Raw genomic sequence first — 26,527 nt, 5'->3', positions numbered from 1 at the left:
CTTGGTCGGCGGTGAACCTGTCACCGGACCCGGTTGCCGGTCAACGCGGTGTGCAACCGGGCAACCATCCCGTTGTCCCCCTTGCCTTTGCCGTGTTGCAGTGCCGTCCGCGAATGCGCAGTGACAGCAAGGGGGAAGTCGAATGGGCGGAAATTTCCAACTACGCCGGGCCTGTGCGGTGCTGGTGGTGACCGGGGTCGGTTTCGCCGCGCTGCCGGTGCTCGCGCACAGCGCACCCGCGCCACCAGGCCGGTCCGCGCCGAGCAGCGCCTCGGTGCCGCCCCGGACGCCGCAGCGAGTGGCGGCGGACCGGAACGCGGTGCAGCGCTTCGCCAGAGGCGATGCCCGGACCGCGGTGCGGGTGGCCGCGTGGGCGGCCTGGATCAGCGATGACGGCGACGCCGCGATCGTGGAGTTCCTCTACCTGGGCGGCCTGGACTGGGCGATCGAACGGGCGGGCCAGGACGGGCAACGGCACCTGGACTTCATCAACCGGGCGCTGGAGACCTATCCGGCCGCGCACTTCCCGGAACTGCACGCCGCGGCGAAATCCGCGTTGGACAACAACTCCGCGGCGGAACGGGCCTGGTTCGTCCGCACCGGTTTCGCCGAGGCCAGGGCAAGGGACCAGCGGGCCCGCGAGCAACAGGGCCCGCCGGACCGGATCACCGCGGCCGACCGGGACTTCGTCCGCCTGCTGGCACAACGGGATCCGGGTCCGCAGGTGCGGGCCGCGGCGGCGTACGCGGTGCGGGAGGGGTCCACCGACGCCGATCTCACCGAGTTCCTCGGCTACGACTGGGCCGCGGCCGCCGCCCTGGACCAGGCCACCCACCGCGGCACGGTCAACGACCGGGACGCGGCCTGGCGACGCACGCTCAACCAGTTGCTGCTGGAGGCCCAGGCCGCCGAACAGGCCGAGCTTGGCCTCTCCGGCGCGCTGCTGGAACAGGCGAAGGCGGCCACCAGACGGGCCTGGCGCAGCACCGGCGAGCACGCGAACACCGCCGGGTCGAACTGGCTGACCGAGCACCAGCGGGCCGCCGACCAGGCCCGGAACTGGCAGGCCGTGGCCGCACACGCCGCGGGCCTGCTGAACCGCCCGTCCTGGGCCGCCCTCGGCGACCAGGCGGAGCGCAACCACGCCGCCTGGCTGGCGGAGCAGGGCTGGGCCGAGGAGCAGGCCCGGTTCTGGCGGGCCACCGCCGATGAGGCCAAGGCCAAGGAGAACGCGAAGGGGTCAGGGTCATGAGCGGACAAACCCATCGGCTGACCGGCCTGGCGTGGCTGTGGCGGGTGGTCACGATCCTGGTGATCACCGCGCTGGTGTCCACCATGGCCGGCCCACCACCACCGGCGTGGTCGGCCCCCGCCCCGGTGGCCAAGGCGGAAGCGGCGGAGCCGGATCCGTGGGATCTGCTGCAACAGCAACGCGAACGCGACCTGGTCGGCAACGTCGCCGGGCTGGCCGAGGACGAGGAGGTCCGGGCCGCGGCCAGAGCCGCACTCGCGGCGGGCGGTCACCAGCCGATCCTGGACTTCCTGGACGCCGGGCAGCGGGCCGCGCAGACCCAGGCCGAGGAACGCCGGAAGCAGACCGACCAGCGCAATCGGGAGACCATCCAGGCCCTGGCCGGCACCGGCGGGCCGATCTTCAACGCCGAGGCCGACCGGGTGCTGGCGGCGGGCCCGTTCGACCGGGCCAACTTCCTCGCCTTCGGCCGGGACATCGCCGCCGACCGGGACCGCCAGTCCGGGGTGGCCGAGCAGGAACACCGGAAACTGTTGCGCGCCAGGGTGCAGACCCTGGCCGGACAGGCCGGGCCGGAGGTGGCCAAGGCGGCCCGCGCGGCCCTGGACGCGGGTGACGCCGCCATCGCGGAGTTCCTCGCCACCGGCTACCTGGCCGCGGCCGACCGGGACGCACAGGCGCGGGAAGCCCAGCTGCGCGCGCAGGAGGAACAGCGCAAGGCGGCCGAGGAACTCACCGAACTGGCCCGGCGCGCCCGCCGCGCGGCCGAGGCCCGCACCCAGCTGGTCACCGCGCACGGCGAAGGCGTGCGGGCACTTCAGCTCGCCGCCAACGCGATGACCTCCACCGCCAACGCCTCCCGCGACGCCGCACAGCTGCTCGCGGCCAATACCGCGGCCGGGCGGCACGGCGGGTTCGAGGACACCGTGCGCGAGGCCGGACGGCAGTCCGGTTACGCGGGCGCCGCCGCCGAGCAGGCTCAGCGGGCCACCGCCAAGGCGATCACCCAGGCCGGCATCCTGGTCGACACCGGTCTGCCGCACGGCACCCAGTGGGTCAAGGTCGTCGAGGGCATGGGCGCCGCGGCCACCGCCGCCGCCAAGGCCGCCGAGACCGCCCGGCACGCGGTGGACGCGATCGTCGCCGACGACGCCGCCACCGACGCGGCGGCCAAGGCCGCGGCCCGCGCGGAGAACGCGGCCCGCTGGCGGCGCAACGCCGAGGAGCACGCCAAGGCCGCCGCCACGCTCGCCGAGGCCGCGCGGGAACAGGCCGTCGCCGCCGCCGACGCGGCCGCGCGCACCAAGGACGCCAGGGTCCGGGCCGAACAGGCACTGGCGCAGGCCCTCACCCACGCCGACAAGGTCACCCAGCACCGCGCCACCGCCGAAGCGCAGCGCGACGTCGCCGCGGCCAAACGCCAGGTCGCCGAACGCGAACGCGCCGAGGCCGCCCGGCAGCGCGGGATCGCCGAGCAGCAGAAGCAGATCGCGGTCCGCAACCGCGATGTGGCCAAGACCGAGGCGGGCAAGGCGGTCGCCGCCCGCGACAAGGCCCGGCAGCAGGCCCAGATCGCCGCGAACAAGCGGGCCGCGGCCCAGGCCGCCGAACGCGACACCCTCGGCGCCAGGGACCAGGCCCGGGTGCACGAACGCCTGGCCGCCGAGGCCGAACGGGCCGCCATCGAGCACGAGGGCAACGCCCGCTCGGCCAGTGACCAGGCCGCGGCCAACGACAACACCCGGCAGAACGCGGTGGCCAGGGCCGAGGCCCTGGAAGTGATCAACGCCAAGGCTCAGGCATCAAGCGAGCTGTCCGCCGAGGCCAAGGAACGAGCCAGGATCAACGCCCTGGAAGGCCGCGACCTGGCCAACCAGGCCGATGCCGGCGCGGGCCGGTCCCGCACCGCCGCGAACGAGGCCAGCGCCGCCGCGGGCCGATCCCGCAAGTCCGCCATCGAGGCCCAGGGCGCGGCCGCCGGTGCCAAGGCCGCCGCCGACCGGGCCACCGCCGCCGCGGCCGCGGCCCGCGCCGCAGCAGGCGAGGCCGAGGCCGCCGCCGAACGATCCAGGGCAGCCGCCGACGAGGCACACGCCGCCGCCACCCGCGCCGGCCAGGCCGCCGACAGCGCCGAATCCGAAGCCGCCGCAACCCACGCCGCGGCCCAGCAGGCCAACGCCGCCGCCGAAGAAGCCACCGCCCTGGAGGCCAAGGCGGCCGAACACGCAGGCAGTGCCGCCGTCCTCGCCCAGCAGTCGCTGATCGAAGCGGGCGGTTCGCTGCGGGCCGCGCAGCACACCAAGGCCGAGGCCGATGCCAGTGCCGTCGAGGCCGCCACCGCCGCCACCCAGGCCGGGATCGCGGTGCGCTCGGCAGGCGCGGCCACCCAGTCGGCCTCGGGCATCGCGGCCCCGGCGGATGAGGCGATCGGCAAGGCGGGCCCGTTCGCCGCCACCGACCTGGACGCCGATTTCGCGGTGCTGGTGGCCAAGCGCGCCAAGGAGATCGGCGACGCCCAGGTCAAGGCGGCACGTCAGGCCGCAGACCACGCCGGTGTCCAGGCCCAGCGCGCCGCCGACGCCGCAGCCAGGGCCGCGGCCGACGTGGCCGCGGCGTTCCGGGCCGCCGCCGATGCCGCCCGCGCGGCCTCCGCCGCCGCCCAGTCCGCGGCCGAAGCCGCCCGCTCCGCCGCGGACGCCGCTGCCGACGGTGCGGCGGCCAGAGCGGCCGGGGCCCGCGCCACCGAGGTGGACAACCAGGCCCAGGCAGACGCCAAGACAGCCAGAGCAGCCGCCAACCAGGCCGCCTCCGACGCGGCACTGGCGGGCCGGTCCGCCGACCAGGCCAGCGCCGACGCCAAGGCCGCCCGAGCCGCCGCCGACACCGCCACCCGAGCCGCCGCCGCGGCCAGAGCAGCCGCCGAAATCGCCGCCGCCGCAGCGCAAGCGGCCACCGCGGCGGCAGCCCAGGCCCAGCGCGACGCCCAAGCCGCCCAGGCGGCAGCCGGGCGCGCGGCCACCTACGCCGCCCAGGCCGATGAGGCGGCCACCAACGCGGAGAACCATGCCAAGGGGGCCGCGGAAGCCGCGCGCAACGCGGACAGGCTGGCCAGGGAGATCCAGGAAAAGCTCGCCAGGGCAGGGGATCAGGCCCGCAAGGAAGAGGAGGAGCGGCTCCAGGCCGAGATCGAACAGGAGATCAAGGCCGCCGAGGACTCCTGGATCGGCCGCTACTCCCCACTCACCAACGATCCCACCGAACTGCGGGCCGACCTGTGGTCAGCGCTGGTCAACACCGGCGATGACTGGTGGCAGCCGAAGCAGACCAAGGACCCCAACGGGAACTGGGTGCACCTGTGCTTCGGCCGGCTGGCCTGCGAGCAGGCGTACAACCACCTGTTCCGCAACCCCAGCGACGTCGCGGGCGCCAAGCGGATCGCCGCCAACTACTGCCTGGAGAACATGGAGGCCTGCGAACGGCAGGCCACCGTCGCCGGGGCTGGCGTGCTGCTGCTGGAGCTGTTCGGCCAGCAGGGCCCCCGCCAGGTCAAGGTCAGCTTCTCCCATCAGGTGCTGCAACGCGCCAGGGAGGAAGCGGCGCTGCTGCGCTCGATCACCACCGGCAGCACCCGCCCCGCCGTGGTCACCGTCGCCCTGGACCGGGTCACCGGACGGTATTACGTCGGCGTCAACGGCAATCCCAAGATCTACATCCCACCGGCGCTGCGGGAGGTCCTGCCACCGCACTCGTTCTACCCGAAACGAGCGGTGGAGAACTGCGCCGAGGTCGCGGCCTGCGCGCAGGCCCTGTCCAACGGCGCCCACCTGGACAACCTGGAAGTGGTCACCGTCGGCGTCAAGAACGGGAAGGTGTGGATCCCCTGCGACAATTGCGCGGTATGGCTGCCGAAGAAGCCGAAATGACCGAGCACCCCGCACTGGTGGCGCTGCGCGAAGCCGGGTGGACGGCCGGACGGTCCGTCGACGTCGGCGCGGAGCTGAGCGCGCTCGAAGCTGACGGGTACCAGGTGCCGCCGTGGGCGGCGGAGTTCCTGCGCGAGTACTCCGGTCTGTGCCTGCCGATCCGCCCGAACGACGAGGTACACCTGTCCGCCGCCCGGGTCTGCGAGCAGCTCTTCCCGGAGTGGACCAGCGAATACTCCACCAGGGTCGGCGTGCCGCTCATCCCGATCGGCGTGGCCGAGACCGGGCACCTCGCCCTGCTGCTCGCCGAGGACGGCCGCTGGTTCGGTGGCTTCGACGACGAGTTCGGCGAGATCGGCGCCAACACCCTGGCGGCACTGGACAGCCTGATCAACCGCAGCCCGTTCACCCGCCGGTACTGAGGAATCCCGGCCCACCCGCAGCACGCGGGTGGGCCGGGATCACCTACTCGCCTGCCATCCGGTAGGCGCCCTCCGTCAGCCGCCGGAGCAGCCGGGCGGTCCATTCCGCCCGGCTGTCCGCGGTGTGCAGCCACAACCGCAACACCTCACCCACCGGCCCCCAGCCGTCCAGATCCGTCTCCGGCGGCAGTCCCCCCATGACGCTGGCGCGCCACTGCGCCGTCGCCGCGGCTCGCTTGCCCAGCAGCTCGATCGCCTCCGCACGAGGCAGGTCCTCGATCAGGCCGACCGCGGCGGCGAGTTGGTCCAGACCGGGGTCGTGACTGCTGAGGGCCTTGCGCAGCAACGAGAAGTAGGTCTGCTCGCCCTGCTCGGTGAGTTCGTACTCCATCCGCGGCGGTCCGCCCGCCTCGCTCGGTTTGGTCTCGTGCAGCACCAGCAATCCCTGCCCGGTCATCGCCTTGAGCGCGTGATAGACCGAGCCGGAGGTGGCGTTGGACCACTCGTGCGCGCCCCAGCTCTCCAGGTCCGCGCGAACCTGGTAGCCGTGGGCGCGCCCGTGTCGCCGCACCGCGCCGAGCACCAGCAACCGAACCGCCGACATGGACTAACCCCTTTTCCCTAGCCCGCGCTCAGAGCCCGGTCGCGCTCAACCACCACAGGGTGCCGAACGGGTCGATGAAGCCACTCATCAGGGTGCCGTCCTCCTCCTTGGTCACCGGCAGCGCCTCCCTCGCGCCGGCGGCCAGGGCCTTGGCGTGCGTGGTTTCCGGGTCCGGCACCACGGTCCACAGCTGGACGTGCGCCGACTCCTCCGGCGTGGGCAGGCACTGGCGGCCGTCCATGCCCGCGTCGCCGAAGAACAGCACGCCCTCGCCGATCCGGGCCTGTGCGTGCACCACCCGCTCCGGGTCCTGCTGCAGCGGGATCACGTTGGACACCTCGGCGTCGAAGGTGTCGGTGATGAACTGGACGAACTCCTTGGCGCTGCGCACCATCACGTACGGGGTCAAGCCGGCCATCTAATCTCCCCACTAACCAAATTTGGCTACCTGCCGGAACGGAGCCTAGCACCCGCTAGCCAAATTTGGCTAGTCGGTGGCGCGGAAGGTCCGGCGATAGGCCGAGGGGCTGGTGCGCAGGGCCGCGGTGAAGTGGTGCCGGAAGGTGACCGCGGTGGCGAAGCCGACCGCGGCGGCCACCTGCTCGATCGGGGTGTCCGTGCTCTCCAGCAGCGGCAGGCTGGCCTGCACCCGCCGGGCGATCAGCCAGGTGATCGGGCTCGCGCCGACGGTCCTGGCGAAGTGCCGCAGGTAGCTGCGTTCGGACATCCGGGCCCGCTCGGCCAAGACGCGCACCGAGATCGGCTCGGTCAGGTGGGACAGGGCCCAGGCGATGCTCTCGCCGATCCGGTCGTCGCCGGGCTGGGCGGCCACCGGGCTCTCGATGTACTGCGCCTGGCCGCCGTCCCGGTGCGGCGGGATGACCAGCCGCCGGGCCACCGCGTTGGCCAGTTCGGCGCCGAAGTCCTTGCGCAGCAGGTGGATACACAGGTCGAGGCCGGCCGCGCAGCCCGCGCTGGTGAGGATCCGGTCGTTGTCGATGTAGAGCGGGCGCGGGTCGACCTGGATGGCCGGATGCCTGCGCTGCAACAGATCCGTGTAGCGCCAGTGCGTGGTCGCGCGCAGGCCGTCCAGGAGTCCGGCGGCGGCCAGCACGAAGACCCCGGAGCAGATGGACACGATCCGCGCGCCCCGGCTGCTGGCCAGCCGCAGCGCGGCGATCACCGCGGGCGCGGGTTCGGCGTGCACGTCGGCCACGCTGGGGATCACCACGGTCCGCGCTTCGGCCAGCACGTCCAGGCCGTGCCGGACCAGTAGTTCCGCACCGCCGAGCACCGGCACCGGGCCTGGGCGCTCGGCACAGATCCGTACCTCGTACCAGTCCTCGCCGAGGTCCAGCTCGGGCCAGCGCAGGGCGAAGACCTCGGTGACGATCGCGGTCTCGAAGGAGGTCATGCCGTCGTAGGCGAGTACCGCCACGGTCTTGGCCATGGCGGGATCTTAGCGAAGGTTGTCGTTACCGCCACTGGTTCGGCGCGGCCTGCCCGGCGAGGCTGACCCCATGCGAAAGTTGTTGCGGGAGTTGCGGAATCTGGCCGCTGACCTGGCCTACGGGGTGCACGCGGGCCATGCCATCCGGCACGGCCTGCCCGCACCCCGCAGGAAGCGCCGTTAGCCGGCGAGCTTGGCCAGCGCGCCGCACATGGCCTCACTGGAGCCGACCCAGAACAGCGAGTAGTCCTCGCCGCCCTGTTTGCGGGAGCCGCGGTGGAAGCACGGCGCCTTCGGTTTGCCGGGTGGCGGGTCGGCCAGGAAACCGGTCAGGGTGACCTTGAGGTAGCAGGCCGCGACCTCGGCGGCGGCGTCCAGTTTGCCGCGGATGGCCACCACCAGGCCGAGCGAGAGCGCCGCGGCCTTCTCCTGGTAGAGCACGATGCCCACCCGGTCGGTCTGGTAGGCGCAGGTCAGCACGGTGTTGACGTGGCTCGCCGCGCCCACCAGCCTGCCGAGCCGGTCCTGGAAGGCGGCCAGCGCGGCCCGCTCCGACCGCGGCACCACCCCGAGCACCTCCTCCACCAGGCCGATCAGCGGCACGCACGGGTTGGCCTTGGCGATGTGGAACTTGCTGGTCAGCGTCGGCAGCACGGAGCGGATCTTCGGCCCGGTGCGGTTGCAGTCCCCCGCGGTGGCCGGACTGACTGTGGTCTGTGCGATGACCTGCGGTTTGGTCGCCGACACGGGTAGTGCTTGATCCCCCAGGTCGTCGCAGCCGCTGAGCAGCGCGACGAGTGCGATCGCGAGTCCCGCGATCACGGTTCTGCGCATGGCCCCTCCCAGGCAGGTAACAACCTGAGACACCACGATGACTTTCCGCGACCGTCTCGGCATTGTGGTCGGCACCGAAGTCTTTTGCCGGGCAGGGGTGCGGGTGGGGTTGTTCGAGCGGGACGCCGAACTGGGGCGGATCGGTGCGCTGCTGCAGGCGGCCGCGGCGGGGCGGGGCACGTCAGCGCTGGTCGAGGGGGTACCCGGGATTGGCAAGACCGCGTTGCTTGCCGCCGCGGGCGAACTGGCGACCGGACGCGGCTTCCGGGTGCTCACCGCGACCGGCGGCGAACTGGAGCAGGATCTGCCGTTCGCGCTGATCCGTCAACTGTTCGAGCCCGCGTTGCGCACCGCCGATCCCGAGGTCCGGGCCGGGGCCGCGGCACTGGCCGCGCCGGTCTTCGCCGCCGACGGGCGCGAGGCCGCGGTGGGCAGCGTGGTGCACGGGCTGTACTGGCTGTGCTCCAACCTGGCCGAGCCCGCGCCGCTGCTGCTCGCGGTGGACGACGCGCACTGGGTGGATGAGGCTTCGCTGCGGTTCGTCTCGCACCTGGCCCGGCGGATGGCCGACCTGCCGGTGCTGCTCCTGCTCGGCAGCCGCCCGGTCGCCCCGGACGCGGCGCTCACCCTGGCCCTGGGCGGGGTGGACCCGGTGCGGCTGACCCTGGCTCCGCTGTCCGAGCAGGCGGTCGGCCGGTTCGTCCGGGACCGCCTCTCCCCCGCCGCCGACGCCGAGTTCTGCCGCGCCTGCGCGCAGGCCACCGGCGGCAACCCGTTCCTGCTCACCGAGGCGATCACCGCGTTGCGCGCCGACCGGGTGCCGCCGGTGGCCGCGCAGGCGGGCCGGGTGCCCGGGTTGCGGGCCGCGCCGATCGCGCGCACCGTGCTGACCCGGCTCAGCCGCCTCGGCCCCGAGGCGGTCCGGCTGGCCAGGGCCCTCGCGGTACTCGGTCCCGCCGCGGATCTGCGCCGCCCGGCCCGGCTGGCCGACCTGTCCCTGGACACCGCCACCGAACTCGCCGACCTGCTCGCCCGCGAGTCCATCCTCACCGGCGGCTATCCCCTCGATTTCGCGCATCCGCTGGTGCGCACCGCGGTCTACGCCGACGGCACCGACATCCGCCGCGCCGCCGACCACCGCCGCGCGGTGCAGATCCTCACCGCCGAAGCGGCCCCCGCCGAACACCTCGTGCCGCACCTGCTGGCCGCCGCGCCCAGCGCCGACCCCGCGGTGGTCACCGCCCTGGTCGCGGCCGCGGCCACCGCGCTCGGCCGGGGTGCGCCCGAGGCCGCCGCGAGCTGCCTGCGCCGGGCCCTGGCCGAACCCCCGGCCGCCGAAGACCTGCCTCGGCTGCACGCCGAACTGGGCCGGGCACTGGGCATGGCCAATCGCCCGGCCGAGGCCGCCCCGGCGTTGCGCACCGCCTTCGACCTGAGCACCGACCCGGTCACCCGCGGCGAACTGGCCCTGGACCTGGGTGCGGTGATGGTGCAGACCGGCCGCCCGGACGCGGCCATGGAGACCTTCGAACTGGCCCGCGCGGCCCTGGCCCTGGACGAAGGCGAGTTGCCGTTGCAGCTCACCGTCGCCTTCTCCATGGCCAGCTTCGTCAGCATGCGCCCGCCCACCTCCTGGATCGCCCGCCTGGACCAGCTCGCGGACACCGTGTCCGCGGCGACCGAGGCGGGCCGGATGGTGCTGGCCTGCCTGGCTTTCGGCGCCTGCGCCACCGCCGACCGCCCGGCCCGGGTGGTCGGCGAACTGGCCGCCCGCGCCGTGGCCGGTTCGCTGCCGTCCCGGGACCAGTGGATCCTGGCCAACTTCGCCAGCACCGCCCTGGTCATGGCCGACCGGCTGCCCGAGGCCCTGGACGTGCTCGACCGCGGCGTCGAACACGCCCGCAGCCGCGGCAATCTGGCCGAATTCCGCTACCTGGCCGTGCTGCGCTCCCGCACCGCGCTCACCGCCGGACACCTCCAGGAAGCCGAGGCCGACGGCCGCGCCGCACTGGCCCTGCACGAGGTCGACGGCGACCGCGAACTCCCCCTGGCCGCGGCCGTGCTGGTCGACGCACTCGCCGAACAGGGCCACCTCGATGAGGCCCAGGCCGTGCTCACCGAACACGAACTGGACTCCGAGGAAGAAGTCCGGATGCTCATCGGCCACTTCGTGCACCTGGCCCGCGGCCGCCTCCGGCTCCGCCAGCAACGCCCCCGCGCCGCCCTGGCCGACCTGCTCGCCTGCGGGGCCGGACTGACCGGCGCCGGCGTGGTCAACCCGGGCTTCGCGCACTGGCGGGCCGACGCCGCGCTGGCCCAGCTCGCCCTCGGCGAACCCACCGCGGCCAGGGACCTCGCCGAGGAGGAACTCGCACTGGCCCAAGGCTTCGGCGCGCCCAGAGCGCACGGCATCGCGCTGCGCACCCTCGGCCTGATCGAGGGCGGCGGCACCCGGCTGGACCGCCTCGCCGAGTCCGTGGACGTGCTGCGCCGCTCCACCGGCGTGCTCGAACTCGCGCACTCGCTGATCGAGTACGGCAGCGCACTGCGCCGGGCAGGCCACCGCACCGACGCCCAGCGCCACCTCCGCGAGGGCCTGGACCTGGCCAGCCGCCGACACGCCCATCCCCTTGCCGCCCAAGCGAAACAGGAGCTGGTCGCCACCGGCGCCCGGCCCCGGCGGACCCTGCTCACCGGCGTCGACGCCCTCACCGCCAGCGAACTGCGGGTGGCCCGGCTGGCCGCCGGCGGCGAGACCAACCGCGCCATCGCGCAAACCCTGTTCGTCAGCCGCCGCACCATCGAGGTCCACCTCACCAGCGCCTACCGCAAGCTCGGCATCCAGTCCAGGGACCAGCTCCCGACCGCGCTGGGCGCGTAGCCACCGAGCCCTGTCCTGGCGAGTTGGGCCAACTCGTACACCGGGTTGGCCCAACCGGGCGTCCCATTTTGGCCAACTCGACGCCTGCGGACCGTTGACGTCACCGTCATCTGTCTGCAACCTTTGACTCCCCTGTCCGCAAAAAGTCGACTGTGATCGCTCAAATCATCAGCGATCATCTGCAACTTCATCGCATACGCCCTGTCACGCCCGCGGTCGCCGCCCTTCGCCCTGGCCCCGCGGCGTCCCGCCCTGCGCGGAAAACCGAACAGAGGTCCCCATGCACTGGAAGCAGCTCAGACGGCTCAGCACCGCCCTGCTGGCGATCGGCCTGATCAGCGCCGGTCTCACCCCCGCCACCGCACTGGCCGCGCCGGTCGATCTGGCCCGGGGCAAGGCGATCGAGGCGTCCTCGGTCACCCAGAACTACGTGGCGGCCAACGCCAATGACGGCAACATCGGCAGCTACTGGGAATCCGCCGGTTACCCCGCCACCTTGACCGTCAAGCTCGGGTCCAACGCCGACCTGGAGTCGGTGGTCGTCAAGCTCAACCCGGATCCGATCTGGGGCCCGCGCACGCAGAGCATCCAGGTGCTCGGCCGCGAGCAGGCCGCGGGCGGGTTCAGCTCGTTACGCGAGCGCGCCGACTACCAGTTCAGTCCGGCGGGCAACCAGAACTCGATCACCATCCCGGTTACCGGGCGGGCCGCTGACCTGCGACTCCAGTTCTTCGGCAATACCGGCGCGCCCGGCGGCCAGGTGGGCGAGATCCAGGTCATCGGCACCCCGGTGCCCAACCCGGACCTGACCGTGTCCACGGTGTCCTGGAGTCCGGCCAGTCCCAGCGAGACCGACCCGATCACGCTGACCGCGCAGGTCCGCAACATCGGCTCGGCCCCGGCCGGGGCGACCACGGTCAACTTCAGCCTGGGCGGCGCGGTGGTCGGCAGTGCCCCGGTGGGCGCGCTGGCCGCCGGTGGCACTGCCAGCGTCTCGGTCAATGCCGGGACCAGGGCGGTGGGCAGCTACCAGGTGTCCGCGCTGGTCGACCCGGCCAACACGATCGTCGAGCAGAACGACGCCAACAACGGCCTCACCGCGCCGAACCAGCTCGCCGTCGGCCAGGCGCCCGGCCCGGACCTGGAGGTCCTCGGCGTCACCTCGAACCCGACCAGTCCGGCGGTCGGCGCGCAGGTCAGCTTCGCGGTGCAGCTGCGCAACCGCGGCACCAGCGCGGCCGGGAACACCGTCACCCGGCTCGCGGTCGGCGGGACCACGCTGAACACCCCCACCGGCCCGATCGCCGCGGGCGCGGAAGCCACCGTGGCGGTCAGCGGCACCTGGACCGCCAGCAGCGGCGGGGCCACCATCACCGCCACCGCCGATGCCACCGGCGTGCTCACCGAAACCAATGAGAACAACAACTCCCTGGCCCGCGCGATCGTGGTCGGCCGCGGCGCGGCGGTGCCCTACGTCGAGTACGAGGCCGAGGCCGCCCGCTACCAGGGTCAGCTGCTGACCGCCGATCCGCTGCGCACCTTCGGGCACACCAACTTCGCCACCGAATCCTCCGGCCGCCAGTCGGTGCGGCTCAACAGCACCGGGCAGTTCGTCGAGTTCACCTCGGCCAAGGCGGCCAACTCCATCGTGGTGCGCAACTCGATCCCGGACGCGCCCGGCGGTGGCGGCATCGAGGCCACGATCAGCCTGTACGTCAACGATTCCTTCGTCCGCAAGCTCACCCTGTCCTCGCGGCACAGCTGGCTCTACGGCAACAGCGACGGACCCGAATCACTGACCAACAACCCGCAGGCCGACGCCCGCCGCCTGTTCGACGAATCGCACGCGCTGCTGGCCAACTCCTACCCGCCCGGCACCAGGTTCAAGTTGCAGCGCGACGCCGGTGACTCGGCGCAGTTCTACATCATCGACCTGATCGACCTGGAACAGGTCGCGCCGGCGGCGAGCCAGCCAGCCGGGTGCACCTCGATCACCAACTACGGCGCGGTCCCCAACGACGGGAACGACGACACCGACGCCATCCAGCGCGCGGTCACCGACGACCAGAACGGCGTGATCGGCTGCGTGTGGATCCCGGCCGGGCAGTGGCGGCAGGAGAAGAAGATCCTCACCGACGACCCGCACAACCGCGGGCAGTACAACCAGGTCGGGATCAGCAACGTGACCATCCGCGGCGCGGGCATGTGGCACTCCCAGCTGTACACGCTGACCCAGCCACACCTGGCCACCGGCGGGCTCAACCACCCGCACGAGGGCAACTTCGGCTTCGACATCGACAAGAACACGCAGATCTCCGACATCGCCATCTTCGGCTCCGGCCGGATCCGCGGCGGCGACGGCAACGCCGAGGGCGGGGTGGGCCTCAACGGCCGCTTCGGCACCGGCACCAAGATCAGCAACGTCTGGATCGAGCACGCCAACGTGGGCGTCTGGGTCGGCCGCGACTTCGACAACATCCCCGAACTGTGGGGGCCCGGTGACGGGCTGGAGTTCAGCGGCATGCGGATCCGCAACACCTACGCCGACGGGATCAACTTCACCAACGGCACCCGCAACTCCACCGTGTTCAACTCCTCCTTCCGCACCACCGGGGACGACGCCCTCGCCGTGTGGGCCAACAAGTACGTGAAGAACCAGGCGGTGGACATCGCGCACGACAACAAGTTCCTCAACAACACCATCCAGTTGCCCTGGCGCGCCAACGGGATCGCCGTCTACGGCGGCTACGGCAACCGCATCGAGAACAACCTGGTCTACGACACCATGAACTATCCAGGGATCATGCTGGCCACCGACCACGACCCACTGCCCTTCTCCGGCCAGACCCTGATCGCCAACAACGCGCTGCACCGCTGCGGCGGGGTGTTCTGGGGCGAGGCGCAGGAATTCGGCGCGATCACGCTGTTCCCGCAGAACCTGCCCATCCCTGGCGTGGTCATCCGGGACACCGAGGTGCTGGACTCCACCTACGACGGCATCCAGTTCAAGACCGGCGGCGGGGAGATGCCGAACGTGGCCATCACCAACGTGCGCATCGACAAGAGCAACAACGGGGCCGGGATCCTGGCCATGGGCGGGGCGCGGGGCAGCGCGACGCTGACCGGCGTCACCATCACCAACTCGGCCAAGGGCAACATCGTCCGCGAACCTGGATCCTCCTTCGTGATCAACGGCGGCTGACCCTGAGTTCCCCATCACTCCCTATCAATCCTCTAGCGAGGAACTTTAGGGAATGTTAGAGTCCCTTGCATGATCTACCGATCCGAGGCTGGCCGGCGCCGGCTCCGCGAGCTGTACCTCGCGGAGCTGGCGTCCTGGCCGGTGCCCCACGAGCAGCGGCGGGTGCCCACACCCGAGGGCGAGACCTTCGTGCTCAGCTGCGGTCCACTGGACGCGCCGCCGCTGGTGCTGCTGCACGGCTCCGGCAGCAACTCGGCCCAGTGGCTGGGCCGGATCCCTGAACTGGCAACACGTTTCCGGGTGCACGCGGTGGACATCATCGGCGAACCGGGCCTGAGCGCGCCCACCCGGCCCGACCCGGACACCGACCGGCACGCAGGCTGGCTGGACGCCGTGCTGGACCACCTCGGCCTGCGCCGCACCGCGATCCTGGGCTACTCGCTGGGCAGCTGGCTCGCCCTGGACTACGCCACCCGGCGACCGGAGCGGGTGGACCGGCTCGCGCTGTCCTGCCCGCCCGGCATCACCAAGCAGCGCAAGGGCTACCTGCTCAAGGCACTGCTGCTGGCCCCATTCGGCCACTGGGGCAAGCTGCGCACCGTGCGGATGATGCTGGGCCCCGGTCTGTCCACAGTGGACGAGTCCGCGGTGGTGGCGCGAACCGTGCTGATGAGCAAGCACTACCGCTACCGCGGCGGCGACCTGCCCGTCTTCACCGACGAGGCCCTGGCCAGGCTGACCATGCCGGTGCACGTGCTGCTCGGCGAACTGGATGTCATGTGGGACTCCAGGATCGCCGCCCGGCGACTCAGCGCGGCCCTCCCACACGCGACCGTGCGCCTGCTACCCGGCACCGGCCACCTGGTGCCGACCGACCCGGCCGAACTCGAATTCCTGACCACCACCACCGCGGGGAGGCGACATGCTTGAGACCACCCACGGCGTGCCGGTGTTCCACTGCGCGCCAGAAGGCCCACCGCTGGGCACCGAACGCGACGCCGCCGACCTCATCGGCGAGGCGTGGTCGCGGCAGGCCAGGCTGATCGCGATCCCGGTGTCCCGGCTGGCCGAGGGCTTCTTCCGGCTGGAGACCCGGGCTCTCGGGGAGTTCACTCAGAAGTTCGTGAACTACCGGGTGCGGCTGGCCTTCCTCGGGGACATCAGCGAGCACGTCCAGCGCAGTCCGGCGCTGGCCAGCTACGTGCGCGAGATCAACCGCGGCAACCAGATCTGGTTCCTGGCCGACCGCGCCGAACTCGACCAGCGGCTCGGCGCCGAGGTCCAGGCACACTGATCACCGTGCACACCGACGACCTCGACACGGTCACCGCGCACGTCGCGGCGATCCTCGCCCCTGCCACCGGCCGCGACTGGTCAGCCGCGCCCGGCACCGGCGACTGGACCGCCCGGCGCACCGCCGAACACCTCGGCGACTGCCTGCTGTCCTATGCCGCCCAGCTGGTCGCCCGGCCCACCGATCACTACGTCCGGTTCGAGGCGTTCGCGGACAAGGACGCCACCAGCGCCGAATTGCTGGAGTTCGCGGTGACCGGCAGCCGCCTGCTGGCCGCCGCCGTGCGCACCGCGCCGCCGGAGACCAGGGCGTACCACCCGACCGGACTGGCGGATCCGGCCGGGTTCGCCGGGATGGGCTGTGTGGAGATGCTGGTGCACGGGCACGACCTGGCCACCGGGCTCGGGCTGACGCTGGATCCGTCGCGGGCGGTGTGCGCGCGGGTGCTGACCCGGATGTTCCCGCACACCACGGCCCAGCTCACCGGGCTGGACCCGTGGCTGGTGCTGCTGTGGGCGACCGACCGGGCGGGGCTGCCGGACCAGCCGCGGCAGACCGGCTGGCGCTGGCGGGGCGCGCCGCCGGGGTAGCCGGGCGCAAGCCTGATCGGCGCACCGCCCGGTGAACGTCAGTTGATCAATCCGGGAACCTTCGAGTGGCCGGGCGGTGACCGCCGCCCGGCCCTTGACGGACCGGCGGGTGCGCACTGAACCATGGTCAACGACAACAACCGCCGCCCCCACCGGTCCGGGAGGTCCCCCCATGCAGCACGGTGCTGTGCCATTGGCCGAGAACGGCAGGAAACGGCGGTTCGGCAAGCTTTCCTTCGCCCCGAATGCAATCGTTGGCGCGGCCGCGGTGGCGATGCTGCTACCCGGCGCGGCGCACGCTGATCCGCCGCGGGCGTTGCCGGGCAGCGCGCCCGCGGAGGATCAGCGCTGGCAGCCTGCCTTCGACTACGACGGGGACGGCTGCTACTCCAGTCCCGCGATCGGTCCGGACGGCACGCTCAACCCGGGGCTCAAGCCCACCGGCGCGCTCAACGGCAACTGCCGGGACCTCTCCGACCTGAACAACACCAACTCCTACTCCCGCGCCCGCTGCAACAACGGCTGGTGCGCCTACATGTACGACCTGTACTTCGAGAAGGACCAGGCCCTGGCCGGGATCGAGAGCGGGCACCGGCACGACATCGAGCACGTGGTGATCTGGGTGCAGAACGGGGCCGCGCAGCACGTCTCGACCTCCGCGCACGGCAAATACACCACCAAGCCCTCCTCCCAGGTCGCCTGGGAGGGCACGCACGCGAAGATCGTCTATCACAAGGACGGGATCAGCACGCACTGCTTCCGGCACGCCAGCGCCACCGAACCGCCGGAGAACCACAAGGGCGCCTGGCAGTATCCGACCCTGGTTGGCTGGGACAACTACCCGGCAGGGATCCGGGATCGCCTGGTGCAGGCCGATTTCGGCAGTGCCGGGTTCGGGCTGAAGGACAGCGCGTTCGGCTGGGAGCTGGAGAAGGCCAAGCCGGCGGGCATCCCGTTCAACCCGCACGGCTGACCACCTGACCGGGCCGTCGCTCTCCGCCGGGAGCGGCGACCTAGCCAGGTGGCTCGCCAGTGCGGAGCGTCAGCCCGCCGGGCAGAGCACGGCCTGGGCCGCCTCGATCATCGCGGAGATGACGGCGTTGTCGTCGGCCAGACTCCGGGTGGCGCCGACGGCGATCTGCCGCCTGCCATCGGTCGAGGTGAGGGTCACCGCGCTGTAGCCGGGCGCGGTGCCGCCGAAGATCAGCAGGTCGTCACCGCACGCGCCCGAGCCTTGCCGCGCACGGCCCTGGGGGCCACCGGTGAGGACCTTCCGCAGCTCCGGCGGCAACAGCTTGCCCTGGTAGAAGGCCCGGTAGAAGGCGCTGATGTCGCGGGTGGTGGAGATGACGCCGCCTGCGCCGGCGCCGAAGCTGGCGTTGAGGCGGTCCACATCGCGCGGAGTGCCGGTGGCGTCGGGGTAGTAGCCGTGCCCGTGCGGACCCTTGATGCCCTCCGGGGGCTTGGTGGCGAGATAGGTCTGGGTCATGCCGAGCGGCTGGAAGAGCCGCCGGTCGAGTTCGCGGGCCAGCGGGCGCCCGGTGACCTTCTCGATGATCATGCCGATGAGGGTGTAGCCGGTGTTGGAGTAGGTGAACTTCTCGCCCGGCTCGCCGGTGCGCGGCAGGCCCCTGGTCATCTTCACGATGTCCAGGGGCTGGTAGTGGGTGGTGAAGTCGAAGACGTCGAACGCCGGTTCGGTCGAGCCGGGGCGGGAGTACCAGTCGGGGACGCCGGAGGTGTGCTGGATCAGCTGCCGCACGGTGATCTCGTCGGCGCGCGCCACCAGCCCGTCGGCGGCCACCTCGGGCAGCAGCGCGGCGAGCTTGCCGTCCAGGCCGATCCGGCCCTCTTCTACGAGCTTGAGCAGCGCGGTGGCCGCGATGGTCTTGGTCTGCGAGCCGATGCGGAACCGGGCGTCGGCCGGGATCGGGCCGCCTTCGCCGTTGAGCAGCCGCGATCCGGCGGTGCCCCGGCCGGCGAGCCTGCCATCCAGGTAGACACCGCCGATCACGCCCACGGCGCCGGGTGTGGCGGCCACCTTCGCCATGGCCTGCTGGACATCGCCGATCGCGGTGGCGCCGGCGGGTGACGCGGTGGTCAGCAGTAGCGCTGCCGCGGTCGCGGCGGCAACGGACAGGTGTTTCAGGACAACCACTCCTTCAGCGGGTGAACAGGGGTCCGGCGGGCGCACCCGCCGTCGACCCGTCCACTCTCGGCTGGCTGTGTCCGCGTTTTGTCCTTGCCGCGTAATGGTTTTGTCACGGGCGGGTCCGTTCGGGCGGTCAGCTGGGCAGCCCTTCGGTCCAGCGCGGCCGGTGCCGTGATCTTGCTGCCAGGATCCTGTCCAGGTATCCACGCACGAAGGAGAACAGCATGCAGGCACGCAGCCGTGTCCTGGGGATCGCACTGGCCCTGGTGGCACTGACCAGCACGCCCACCGCCGCGGCGGGGCCCGCGGCGGCGGGGACCACCATCAGGGCAGGCAACGCGATCGGGCCGTGCCTGACCCAGACCGACGCCGGACTGTCGCTCCTGCCCTGCCTGCCCGTCTTCGCCGACTCGGCCAGGTGGGTGCGCGGCAGCGGGTCCACGATCGTCAACACCCGGACCGGTGACTGCCTGGAGATCGACCGCAACCCGGTGCAGGCGCTGCGCTGCAAGCCGTGGAACTACCTCGGCCAGACCTGGGATCCCCGGCCGGACGGGAAGATCCTGTACCGCAACAGCACCTTCTGCCTGACCGCCAACCACGATGCCAGGGTCGCGGACTCCACGCCGTGCAACGGGTCACCCCAGCAGACCTGGCTGTTCCGCTTCTGAGCCCGGCCCGGTGGCCCTGGCGGGCGGGTGCGCGCCAGGGCCACCGGGCGATCCCGATTAGGCCGCGCAGGCCCGGTCAGGCCGGGCAGGGCGGCTGGTACTCCAGTCCGGGGAAGTACCGCTCCCACACCTCCGGGCTGATCCGCGGGTAGGCCACCTGGCAGATCTTGGCCGCCACCCGGTCCGGATCGGTGTCCCACTGCCGCACCGAACGGTCGTTGCCGCTGGTGACCAACTGGGCCCCGTCCGGGCTGAAGATCACCCCTGGCACCGGACCGCTGTGCCCGGCCAGCCGGGCCTGCTCGACCGGCGCCCGCGGATCGCTCAGGTCCCACACCCGCACCACGCCGTCCTCCGCGGCCCCGGCCAGCCGCTTGCCGTCCGGGGCGAAGGTCAGCCGGTACAGCAGCGATTGTCCGGGCAGCGCGGCCAGCTCACCGCTCTGGTCCAGCAGCCGCACGGTGCGCTCCTCGTAGTGGTAGAGCGCCAGGATCCGGCCGTCCGGACTCAGCGTGCCCGTGTTCGCCGGCTTGTCACCGGCGGGCCGGGGCAGTTCGGTCGGGCGTTCCGGCTCGGTGATCAGCCACTGCCGGGGCGGGCTCGCCCTGGTCCAGGTGGTCAGCACCCGGTCGTCCGGACTGAAGGCGAGCCGCAGGTTGCCGGTGGTGGAGTTGCTCAGCCGGGACAGCTCGCGGCGCTGCGGGAGATCCCACAGGGTCACCCAGTAGTGCCCGGCCGTGGCCAGCAGCTTGCCGTCCTGGCTGAACGCGACGTAGCCGACCTCCCCCGCGCCCACCACGATCGGCGGCAGCGGCCGGATGGCGGCCGGGTCGCGGACATCCCACAGCCACACCGAGCCGTCCTCGCTGCCCGCGGCCAGCAGGGTGCCGTCCGGGCTGAAGGCGACCGCGCGCACGAACGCGGCCGGGCCGGTCAGCACGGCCAGCGGGCGCGGGCGGCGGGCGTCCCACACCCGGACCGTGCGGTCCCAGCTGCCGGTGGCCAGCAGGTCGCCCTTCGGGTTGAACACCACCGAGGTGACCACGTCCTCGTGCCCGGTCAGCGGCAGTTCGCGCAGGTCCTGCACCCAGTCCGGGGTGGCCACGGTGTTGCCGTCCGGACTGAAGGCCACCCCGTAGGTGCCGCCGGGCAGCGTGCTCAGCCTGCGCGGCGCGGCCGGATCGGCGACCTCCCACAGGATGGTGTTGCCGCCGGTGCTGGCCAGCCTGCGGCCGTCCGGGCTGAACGCCACCGACCACACGATGGACTGGTGCGCGTTGACGGTGGCCAGCGCGCTCAGGTCGGCCGTGCGCCACAGCCGGACGGTGTGGTCCCAGCTGGCGGTGGCCAGGGTGGCGCCGTCCGGGCTGATCGCGATGGTGCGCAGCGAGGCGGTGTGCCCGGTGAGCACACCGCGCAGCCGGGGCGCGCCGCCGCCGAGTTCCCAGATCCGGGCGGTGGAGTCGCCGGAGGTGGCCAGCAGGCGGCCGTCCCGGCTGAAGGCGATCGAGGTGACCCCGGTGGTGTGGCCGGACAGCCGGTGCGTTTCCCTGGGCTGCACCGGATCGCTGATGTCCCACAGCGTGGTGCCGCCCTTGAGGTCACCGGTGGCCGCGGTCCGGCCGTCCGGGCTGAAGGCGACCCAGGTCATCTCGCCGCGCAGGATGGCCACCGGCCGGGGCCCGCGCGGTTCGGTGATGTCCCACAGCCGCGTGCTGCTCGCGTCCGCGACGCCCAGCAGCTTGCCGCCAGGGTGGAAGGCCACCGCGCGGGCCTGTTCGGCCAGTGGCAGCTGCGCCAGTTCGACCGGCCGCCGCGGGTTGGCGATGTCCCACAGCCTGGCGGTGTGGTCCCAGCTCGCGGTGGCCGCCAGCGGCCCGTTGGGGGCGAAGGCCATGGTGACCACATCGCTGCTGTGCCCGGCGAACCGGCCGCGGTAGGGCAGGCTGAACGCGGCCAGCAGGGCATCGCGGGTGTCCGGGCCAGGCGAGCGGCGGTAGGCGGCCAGGCGCAGCTGCACGGCCAGCGCGGGATCGGACTCCTGCAACGAGGCCGCGGTGGCGATGGTGCCCCTGGACAGCGCGAGATCGCGTTGTTCGGCCATGGCCCGCTGGGACTGGGTGGCCACCACGGTGGCGCTGGCGGCCAGCACCAGCAGCACCGCGAGCAGGGCGACCAGCCTGCGCCGGGTGCGGGCGCGGCGCTGCCCGTCGGCCGCGCTGGCGCGCAGGAAGTCCCGTTCACCGCCGGTCAGTTCGGTGTTGTGCTCGGCGGCCCACTGCGTGGCCAGGGTGAGCCGGGCGCCGGAGTAGAGCGCGCCGGGGTCGTGGCCCAGGCTCGTCCACTCCTGGGCGGCCTGGGTGAGCTGGCGGTGCAGCCGCAGGCCCTCCCGGTCCGCGGCGATCCAGTCGCCCAGCCGTGGCCAGGCGCGCAGCAGTGCCTCGTGGGTGATCTCCACGGTGTCCCGGTCCAGCACCAGCAGCCGGGCCTCGGCCAGGGTCTCGATCGCGGCCTGGGCCGGTTTCTCCTCCCCGCACAGCAGTTCGTCGAACCGGACCCGGCGGCGGGCGGGCTCGTCCCGTTCGTCGATGCGCACCAGCCGCAACAGCACCCGCCGGGCCGCGTCCTGGGCCTCCGGGCCGAGCTGTTCGTAGGCGCGTTCCGCCGCGGCGGCCACCGCGCCGTCGATACCGCCGGTGACCTGGTACCCGGCCACCGTCATCGCCTCGGCGGTGCGCTGCTGCCAGGTGCCCATCAGCGCGTAGGACAGCAGCGGCAGCGCGCCGGGGTCGTACCCGGCGGCCGGGTCGTCACCGGCCACGCCGAGATCGCGCAGCAGCAGTTCGACCAGCCCGGGTTCCACCGCGAGCCCGGTGCGCCCGGCGGGTCCGGTGATGGCCTCGACGAGTTCCCGCCGGTGCATCGCGCCCACGGTGAACTGGTTGTGCCGCACCGCGGCCAGCAGGCACGGGTTGGCCAGGCAGGCGCCGAAGAAGTCCGCGCGCACGCCGAGCACGACCAGGGTGTCCGCCTTGGCCGCCGCGCACAGCGCGTTGATGAACTCCCGGCGCTCGACCGGGTCCTCGCAGAGGGTGAAGACCTCCTCGAACTGGTCCACCACCAGCACCCCGCCCGGTGCGGGCAGCACGCTCATCGGCCGGGCGGTCGGCGTGATCACCTGGACCCCGCCGGCCTCCGGCAGCGCGCCCCGGTCCAGCGCGGGCACCAGTCCGGCGCGCAGCAGCGAGGACTTGCCGGCGCCGGAGACGCCGAAGACGACCAGCGGCAGCCCCGCGGTCCTGGAGTCGGCCAGCCTGCCCAGCAGTGCCGCGGTGGCCCGGTCCCGGCCGAAGAACCAGCCGGCGTCCTCCGCCTCGAAGGCGGCCAGCCCCTGGTACGGGCAGCGCTGCCCGTCCTCCAGGGCCAGTCCGGTCAGCTCGCCCGCCGCGTCCAGGGCCTTGTCCAGGCGGCGGGCCAGGCCGGGGTTGACCGGTTTGCGGCCGTTCTCGACGTTGCTCAGGTAGCCCTTGCTGTAGTGCACCAGGCTCGCCACCTGGGCCAGCGAGAGCCCCCGTTCGGTGCGCAGCCTGCGCAGCCCGGCGCCGAAGCCCGTCGCCTCCGTCACCCTGTTCCTCCTGATCAACTCACGTATCCCGGGGGAGCGTAAGCGGGGATACGGGTGACCCAGGCTCCCTATCGGGCAGATCACCGAACGTTGTTCGGGTGAACCTGGTGGACCGGGTGGCGGCCTGCTACTGGGAGGTCTCCGGGGTGGCACGTCGCGGAGTGGCGCCCGGCGGCGGTCCGCTCGGCGCCCGCGGCGGGCCCAGGACCAGCCACCGGAGGTCCGTGGCCGGGACAGCGGCGGGTCCGATCGCCCCGGGATCGGCCTGGAGCGGGACCAGGCCGGGTTCGGCGTCCACCGGCGTCAGTTCCGCGAGGTGGTCGCACTCCGTCGCGCCGGACGGCAAGTGCATTCCGGCCCCCTTCCCGCCAATCGCGCATCCTAGCGTTTTCCGCCAGGTGAATCCGGCGGCCATCTTGTTTTAATTCGGTCGGAGCAATGACCCCTCAAGTTACCCAGTGACACCAAGGAACAGTAGTGGCCGCGGCCGCGCTGCGCTACATTGAGCGGAATGCCGAATGCCATCGAGTCGGCATCGCGTATTCGCGACCCAATGGCGCGAACGAAGACACCCGCGTTCTCCAGGGAAAGAAGGGCGGCGCGATGATCAGCGTCGTCATCCCGACCAGGGACCGCACCACCCGGCTGTACCTGACCCTGTCCGCCCTGCTCGCGCAGACCCTGGACCGGGCCGAGTTCGAGGTGGTGCTGGTCGAGGACTCCCCCGCCCCCGGCGCGGTGGACGCGGTGCTCGCCGCCCTGCCCGCCGGACTGCCGCTGCGCCGGCGGAGCACCGGCGGCCGGGGCGTGGCCGCCGCCCGCAACGCCGGCGCCGCGCTGGCCCGCGGCGACCAACTGCTCTTCCTCGACGATGACACCCTGGCCGCCCCGGACCTGCTGCTCAGGCACGCGATGGCGCACGGCCCGGCCACCGTCGCGCACGGCCGCATCACCGACCTGACCGCGTTCCTGTTCACCCCCGACCCGCCCAGGTTCAGCGACACGCTCACCGGCGCGCGCGGCCGCACCCTGGGCCCGGCGGATCTGCCCGGCCTGGCCCAGCGGTACCGGCGGCTGGGCCCGCAGCGCTCGTTCATCGAGGGCGTGGCCCAGGCGGTGGCCGGGATTCCCGCCTACCACGAACTGCGCTGGCTGGCCTGTGTCGGCACCAGCACCAGCATGCCGAGGGAGTTGTTCGAGCGGGTGGGCGGATTCGACGAGGGGTTCGGCGCGTTGTGGGGCGGGGAGGATCTGGAGCTGGGCCTGCGGCTGGCGCTGGCCGGGGCGGAGTTCCGGCTGATCGGCTCCTTCGCCTGTCACCTGCCCGAGGCCAGGCACCACACCGCGGCGGACCTTGGCCTGTTCTGGACCCTGGTCGGGCAGCGGCACGGACGGCCGCGGCTGGCCAGGGTCGGCGACTTCCTGCGTGGCCGGATCGGTCTGGACCAGCTCGCCGCCGAACTCGCGCCCGCCCGGCAGGCCGCGCCATGACCAGGGTCGCGATCATCGGCTGCGGCCGGGTGGCCCAGCGCTACCACCTGCCGTTCCTGGACTCCCGCCCCGATCTGGAGCTGGTCGGCGCCTGCGACCGCAACCCGGCCCGCACCGCCGAACTCTTCGCCGGCGAACCCGAGGTGTGGGTCGGCGGCTCGGTGCACGAGGTGCTGACCAGGACCCGGCCCGACGTGCTCGCGGTCTGCACCCCCAACAACGAGCACGTGGCGCCGGCGCTGGCCGCGCTGGAAGCCGGAGTCGCCGTGCTGTGCCAGAAACCCCTGGCCGCCGACATCGACCAGGCCCGCCAGTTCGCCGCCCGGACCACCGGCGGACCGCTCTTCGGCGTCAACCTGCCCTACCGCTTCCACGAGTTGCTGCCCCCGTTCACCGCGGCGGTGCGCGCCAGCGAGATCACCGGCATCGAGTTCGGCATGGGCAACCCCGGCGACCGGCTGTGGCAGGCGTTCACCCCGTGGTACCGCGATCCGGCGCTGGCCGGGGGTGGCGCGCTGCTGGACCTGGGCGTGCACGCCCTAGATGTGCTGGTCACGGTGTTCGGGCTGCCGGAGGTGCGGTCCTGCGCGGTGTCGGGTGGTCCGGTGGAGGAGCAGGCCGAGCTGGGACTGAGCTTCGACGGGGTGCCCGCGCTGGTGCGCCTGGACCGGGCGGCCCGCACGGTCACCATGGCGATCACCGCGCACACCACCGAGGGCGCGCACGTGCTGGACTTCCGGCGCGGCGAACTCCGGCTGGCCGACGGCACGGTCACGGTGGCGCGGGCCCGCCCCGAACTGGCCGCGCTGACCGCTTTCTACAACGCCCTCAACGGCATCGGCCCCGGCGCGGTCGTCCCGGCGCGGGACGCCCTGGCCCTGCAGGAACTCGTCGTCACCGGCTACCGCCTGGCCGGGGCGGGTGTTCTCCCTGCGGCCCGGCCCGATCAGCCCTAGCCTGGGCGGCATGAGCGAGCCGGCAGCAGCAGAGGTACAGGTGGACGAGCTGTGCTCGTACGCGGTGGACGTGTGGGTACGCGACCCGGCGATCCTGGTCGACGAACCCGTACTGCTCGACCTGCTGCGCTCAGCGGCGATCGCGGGCAACGCGACCATTCTCGGCGAGACGGGACACATCTTCCCCAACGGCGCGGTGACCGCGGTTCTCGTGCTGTCCCAGTCGCACCTGAGCATTCACACCTGGCCGGAGTTCAGCCTGGCCAACATCGACCTGCTCGCCTACGGCCGCCTCAACGCCGAACTAATGCTGGAAAAAATCGAAAAAGGCCTCAACCCCACCCGCATCAACGTCTCCCGCCTCCTCCGCGCAATCCACTAACCCCCGGTTCTCCCGCAGTGTGTTGGCCGTTGTCGTACGGTGTGTTGGCGTTTGTTGTACGGGGCGTTGGCCGTTGTCGTACGACTCTGTCGGCGAATCGGCCGCGTGATCCAAACTCCGCACCACTTGGGCAAACTGGTACGCCCACTTGAGCCAAACCGGCGTACCAGTTGGCCCAACTCGCCGTACGACAACGGCCAACGTGGCGTACGACCACGGCCAACACTCGCGGGTGGGGGCCGTCTGGGCGGTTGGGTGGGCGGGCTTGTGGTCGGGGCCGCGGGGCGCAGCCAGGCGGTCGGCCGCAACGCCCCCTTCGCCGGATCATGCTGGCAGACACCGGCCTCGTCGCTGACCGAGTTGGTGAACACCCGCGTCGGCCACCAACGGATCAACCCAGCTCCCGGACAGGTGGTTCTGCACCCACCGCCGGTAAGTGGGCCAGGACGTGCGATGCGGAATCGGTGGATCATCGCCCGCCGCGGCGGGCGAGCCAGCTCAGGCGGGCGGCAGGTACCTCGGCGCCAGGAACTCCTCGATCGGCCGCGGGCCCACGTACTGCCGGCACGGGCACTGGGATTGCTCGTAGGAGGTTCCCGCGTACTTGTTGTGCGCGGTCATCCGCTCCAGCTGGGCGTGACAGGTCCCAGCCTCGGGGTCGTGCAGGGCCAGGGAGTGGCCGCAGCCGCAGTCGGCGGTGAGCGGGGGTTCGGGGGTGCGTTTGCGGCGGCTGAGCAGTCCGCCGAGGTAACCGAGCAGCACCAGGCCACCGCCGACGGCCAGTGTGACCGGGTCCAT

At 72.4% G+C, this 26,527-nt stretch carries 21 protein-coding genes; 13 read left to right on the top strand and 8 right to left on the bottom strand.

Annotation, left to right across the window (positions count from 1 at the left end; all coding sequences use genetic code 11):
• Positions 1–142: 142 nt before the first annotated feature.
• The 3 genes from ACTOWY_RS20865 to ACTOWY_RS20855 are packed head-to-tail and all read left to right on the top strand — an operon-like array spanning position 143 to position 5,597.
• A complete protein-coding gene (locus tag ACTOWY_RS20865) occupies positions 143–1,252 on the top strand; it encodes a hypothetical protein (protein WP_441311326.1) in 1,110 nt (369 codons plus the stop codon).
• Positions 1,249–5,175 carry a hypothetical protein gene (locus tag ACTOWY_RS20860; RefSeq protein WP_441311325.1) on the top strand — a complete coding sequence of 1,309 codons (3,927 nt, stop codon included), beginning with the start codon at positions 1,249–1,251 and terminating at the stop codon, positions 5,173–5,175. Before ACTOWY_RS20865 ends, ACTOWY_RS20860 begins: the two co-directional genes overlap by 4 nt.
• A complete protein-coding gene (locus ACTOWY_RS20855; protein ID WP_441311324.1) occupies positions 5,172–5,597 on the top strand; it encodes an SUKH-3 domain-containing protein in 426 nt (141 codons plus the stop codon). The genes ACTOWY_RS20860 and ACTOWY_RS20855 overlap by 4 nt, the downstream gene beginning before the upstream one ends.
• A gap of 43 nt (positions 5,598–5,640) precedes the next feature.
• On the opposite strand, the gene ACTOWY_RS20850 is transcribed toward ACTOWY_RS20855, so the two are convergent.
• From ACTOWY_RS20850 to ACTOWY_RS20835, 4 genes are all read right to left on the bottom strand, one after another.
• Complete coding sequence (locus ACTOWY_RS20850) at positions 5,641–6,201, bottom strand: PadR family transcriptional regulator (RefSeq protein WP_441311323.1); 561 nt, start codon at positions 6,199–6,201, stop codon at positions 5,641–5,643.
• 28 nt (positions 6,202–6,229) lie between these two features.
• Positions 6,230–6,619, bottom strand: coding sequence for a VOC family protein (locus ACTOWY_RS20845; protein ID WP_441311322.1), 390 nt, complete (start codon positions 6,617–6,619; stop codon positions 6,230–6,232).
• 69 nt (positions 6,620–6,688) lie between these two features.
• Positions 6,689–7,651 carry a helix-turn-helix domain-containing protein gene (locus ACTOWY_RS20840; RefSeq protein WP_441311321.1) on the bottom strand — a complete coding sequence of 321 codons (963 nt, stop codon included), beginning with the start codon at positions 7,649–7,651 and terminating at the stop codon, positions 6,689–6,691.
• 180 nt (positions 7,652–7,831) lie between these two features.
• Positions 7,832–8,485: a hypothetical protein gene (locus ACTOWY_RS20835; RefSeq protein WP_441311320.1), complete on the bottom strand. Its 654-nt coding sequence runs from the start codon at positions 8,483–8,485 to the stop codon at positions 7,832–7,834.
• A gap of 103 nt (positions 8,486–8,588) precedes the next feature.
• Between ACTOWY_RS20835 and ACTOWY_RS20830 the strand changes: the two genes are divergently transcribed.
• The 6 genes from ACTOWY_RS20830 to ACTOWY_RS20805 all read left to right on the top strand — a co-directional run bounded on the left by ACTOWY_RS20830 (position 8,589) and on the right by ACTOWY_RS20805 (position 17,425).
• Positions 8,589–11,366, top strand: coding sequence for an ATP-binding protein (locus ACTOWY_RS20830; RefSeq protein ID WP_441311319.1), 2,778 nt, complete (start codon positions 8,589–8,591; stop codon positions 11,364–11,366).
• A 280-nt stretch (positions 11,367–11,646) separates the two neighbouring features.
• Positions 11,647–14,568, top strand: a complete 2,922-nt coding sequence (locus ACTOWY_RS20825) for a CARDB domain-containing protein (protein WP_441311318.1) — start codon at positions 11,647–11,649, stop codon at positions 14,566–14,568.
• Positions 14,569–14,637: 69 nt separating this feature from the next.
• Complete coding sequence (locus ACTOWY_RS20820) at positions 14,638–15,498, top strand: alpha/beta fold hydrolase (protein ID WP_441311317.1); 861 nt, start codon at positions 14,638–14,640, stop codon at positions 15,496–15,498.
• Positions 15,491–15,862, top strand: coding sequence for a DUF4180 domain-containing protein (locus ACTOWY_RS20815; RefSeq protein WP_441311316.1), 372 nt, complete (start codon positions 15,491–15,493; stop codon positions 15,860–15,862). The genes ACTOWY_RS20820 and ACTOWY_RS20815 overlap by 8 nt, the downstream gene beginning before the upstream one ends.
• Positions 15,863–15,867: 5 nt before the next feature.
• Entirely contained in the window at positions 15,868–16,452 is a 585-nt protein-coding gene (locus ACTOWY_RS20810) for a maleylpyruvate isomerase N-terminal domain-containing protein (protein ID WP_441311315.1), read from the top strand.
• Between the two features lie 274 nt (positions 16,453–16,726).
• Positions 16,727–17,425 (top strand): NPP1 family protein, encoded by a 699-nt coding sequence (locus tag ACTOWY_RS20805; protein WP_282105399.1) that lies wholly within the window; start codon positions 16,727–16,729, stop codon positions 17,423–17,425.
• 69 nt (positions 17,426–17,494) lie between these two features.
• Here ACTOWY_RS20805 and ACTOWY_RS20800 read toward each other — a convergent pair whose 3' ends face one another.
• Entirely contained in the window at positions 17,495–18,610 is a 1,116-nt protein-coding gene (locus ACTOWY_RS20800; RefSeq protein ID WP_441311314.1) for a serine hydrolase domain-containing protein, read from the bottom strand.
• 218 nt (positions 18,611–18,828) lie between these two features.
• Here ACTOWY_RS20800 and ACTOWY_RS20795 point away from each other — a divergent pair, with 218 nt between their 5' ends.
• On the top strand, positions 18,829–19,275 hold the full coding sequence (locus ACTOWY_RS20795; RefSeq protein ID WP_441311313.1) for a ricin-type beta-trefoil lectin domain protein: 447 nt from the start codon (positions 18,829–18,831) through the stop codon (positions 19,273–19,275).
• Positions 19,276–19,351: 76 nt separating this feature from the next.
• On the opposite strand, the gene ACTOWY_RS20790 is transcribed toward ACTOWY_RS20795, so the two are convergent.
• Both ACTOWY_RS20790 and ACTOWY_RS20785 read right to left on the bottom strand, forming a co-directional pair.
• A complete protein-coding gene (locus tag ACTOWY_RS20790) occupies positions 19,352–22,900 on the bottom strand; it encodes an nSTAND1 domain-containing NTPase (RefSeq protein WP_441311312.1) in 3,549 nt (1,182 codons plus the stop codon).
• Positions 22,901–23,027: 127 nt separating this feature from the next.
• Entirely contained in the window at positions 23,028–23,252 is a 225-nt protein-coding gene (locus ACTOWY_RS20785) for a hypothetical protein (protein ID WP_441311311.1), read from the bottom strand.
• A 251-nt stretch (positions 23,253–23,503) separates the two neighbouring features.
• Here ACTOWY_RS20785 and ACTOWY_RS20780 point away from each other — a divergent pair, with 251 nt between their 5' ends.
• Genes ACTOWY_RS20780 through ACTOWY_RS20770 form a run of 3 tightly spaced genes read left to right on the top strand, consistent with a single transcriptional unit; the run spans position 23,504 to position 25,729 of the window.
• Entirely contained in the window at positions 23,504–24,391 is an 888-nt protein-coding gene (locus ACTOWY_RS20780) for a glycosyltransferase family 2 protein (protein WP_441311310.1), read from the top strand.
• A complete protein-coding gene (locus ACTOWY_RS20775) occupies positions 24,388–25,347 on the top strand; it encodes a Gfo/Idh/MocA family protein (protein WP_441311309.1) in 960 nt (319 codons plus the stop codon). The genes ACTOWY_RS20780 and ACTOWY_RS20775 overlap by 4 nt, the downstream gene beginning before the upstream one ends.
• Positions 25,348–25,357: 10 nt before the next feature.
• Positions 25,358–25,729 carry an S-adenosylmethionine decarboxylase family protein gene (locus tag ACTOWY_RS20770; protein ID WP_441311308.1) on the top strand — a complete coding sequence of 124 codons (372 nt, stop codon included), beginning with the start codon at positions 25,358–25,360 and terminating at the stop codon, positions 25,727–25,729.
• Positions 25,730–26,227: 498 nt separating this feature from the next.
• Here the strand turns inward: ACTOWY_RS20770 and ACTOWY_RS20765 are convergent, their stop codons facing one another.
• Complete coding sequence (locus ACTOWY_RS20765) at positions 26,228–26,527, bottom strand: hypothetical protein (RefSeq protein WP_247756542.1); 300 nt, start codon at positions 26,525–26,527, stop codon at positions 26,228–26,230.

This window comes from Crossiella sp. CA198, from assembly GCF_052078295.1.
Taxonomy (GTDB): domain Bacteria; phylum Actinomycetota; class Actinomycetes; order Mycobacteriales; family Pseudonocardiaceae; genus Crossiella.
This window is presented reverse-complemented; position numbering and strand designations above follow the sequence as displayed.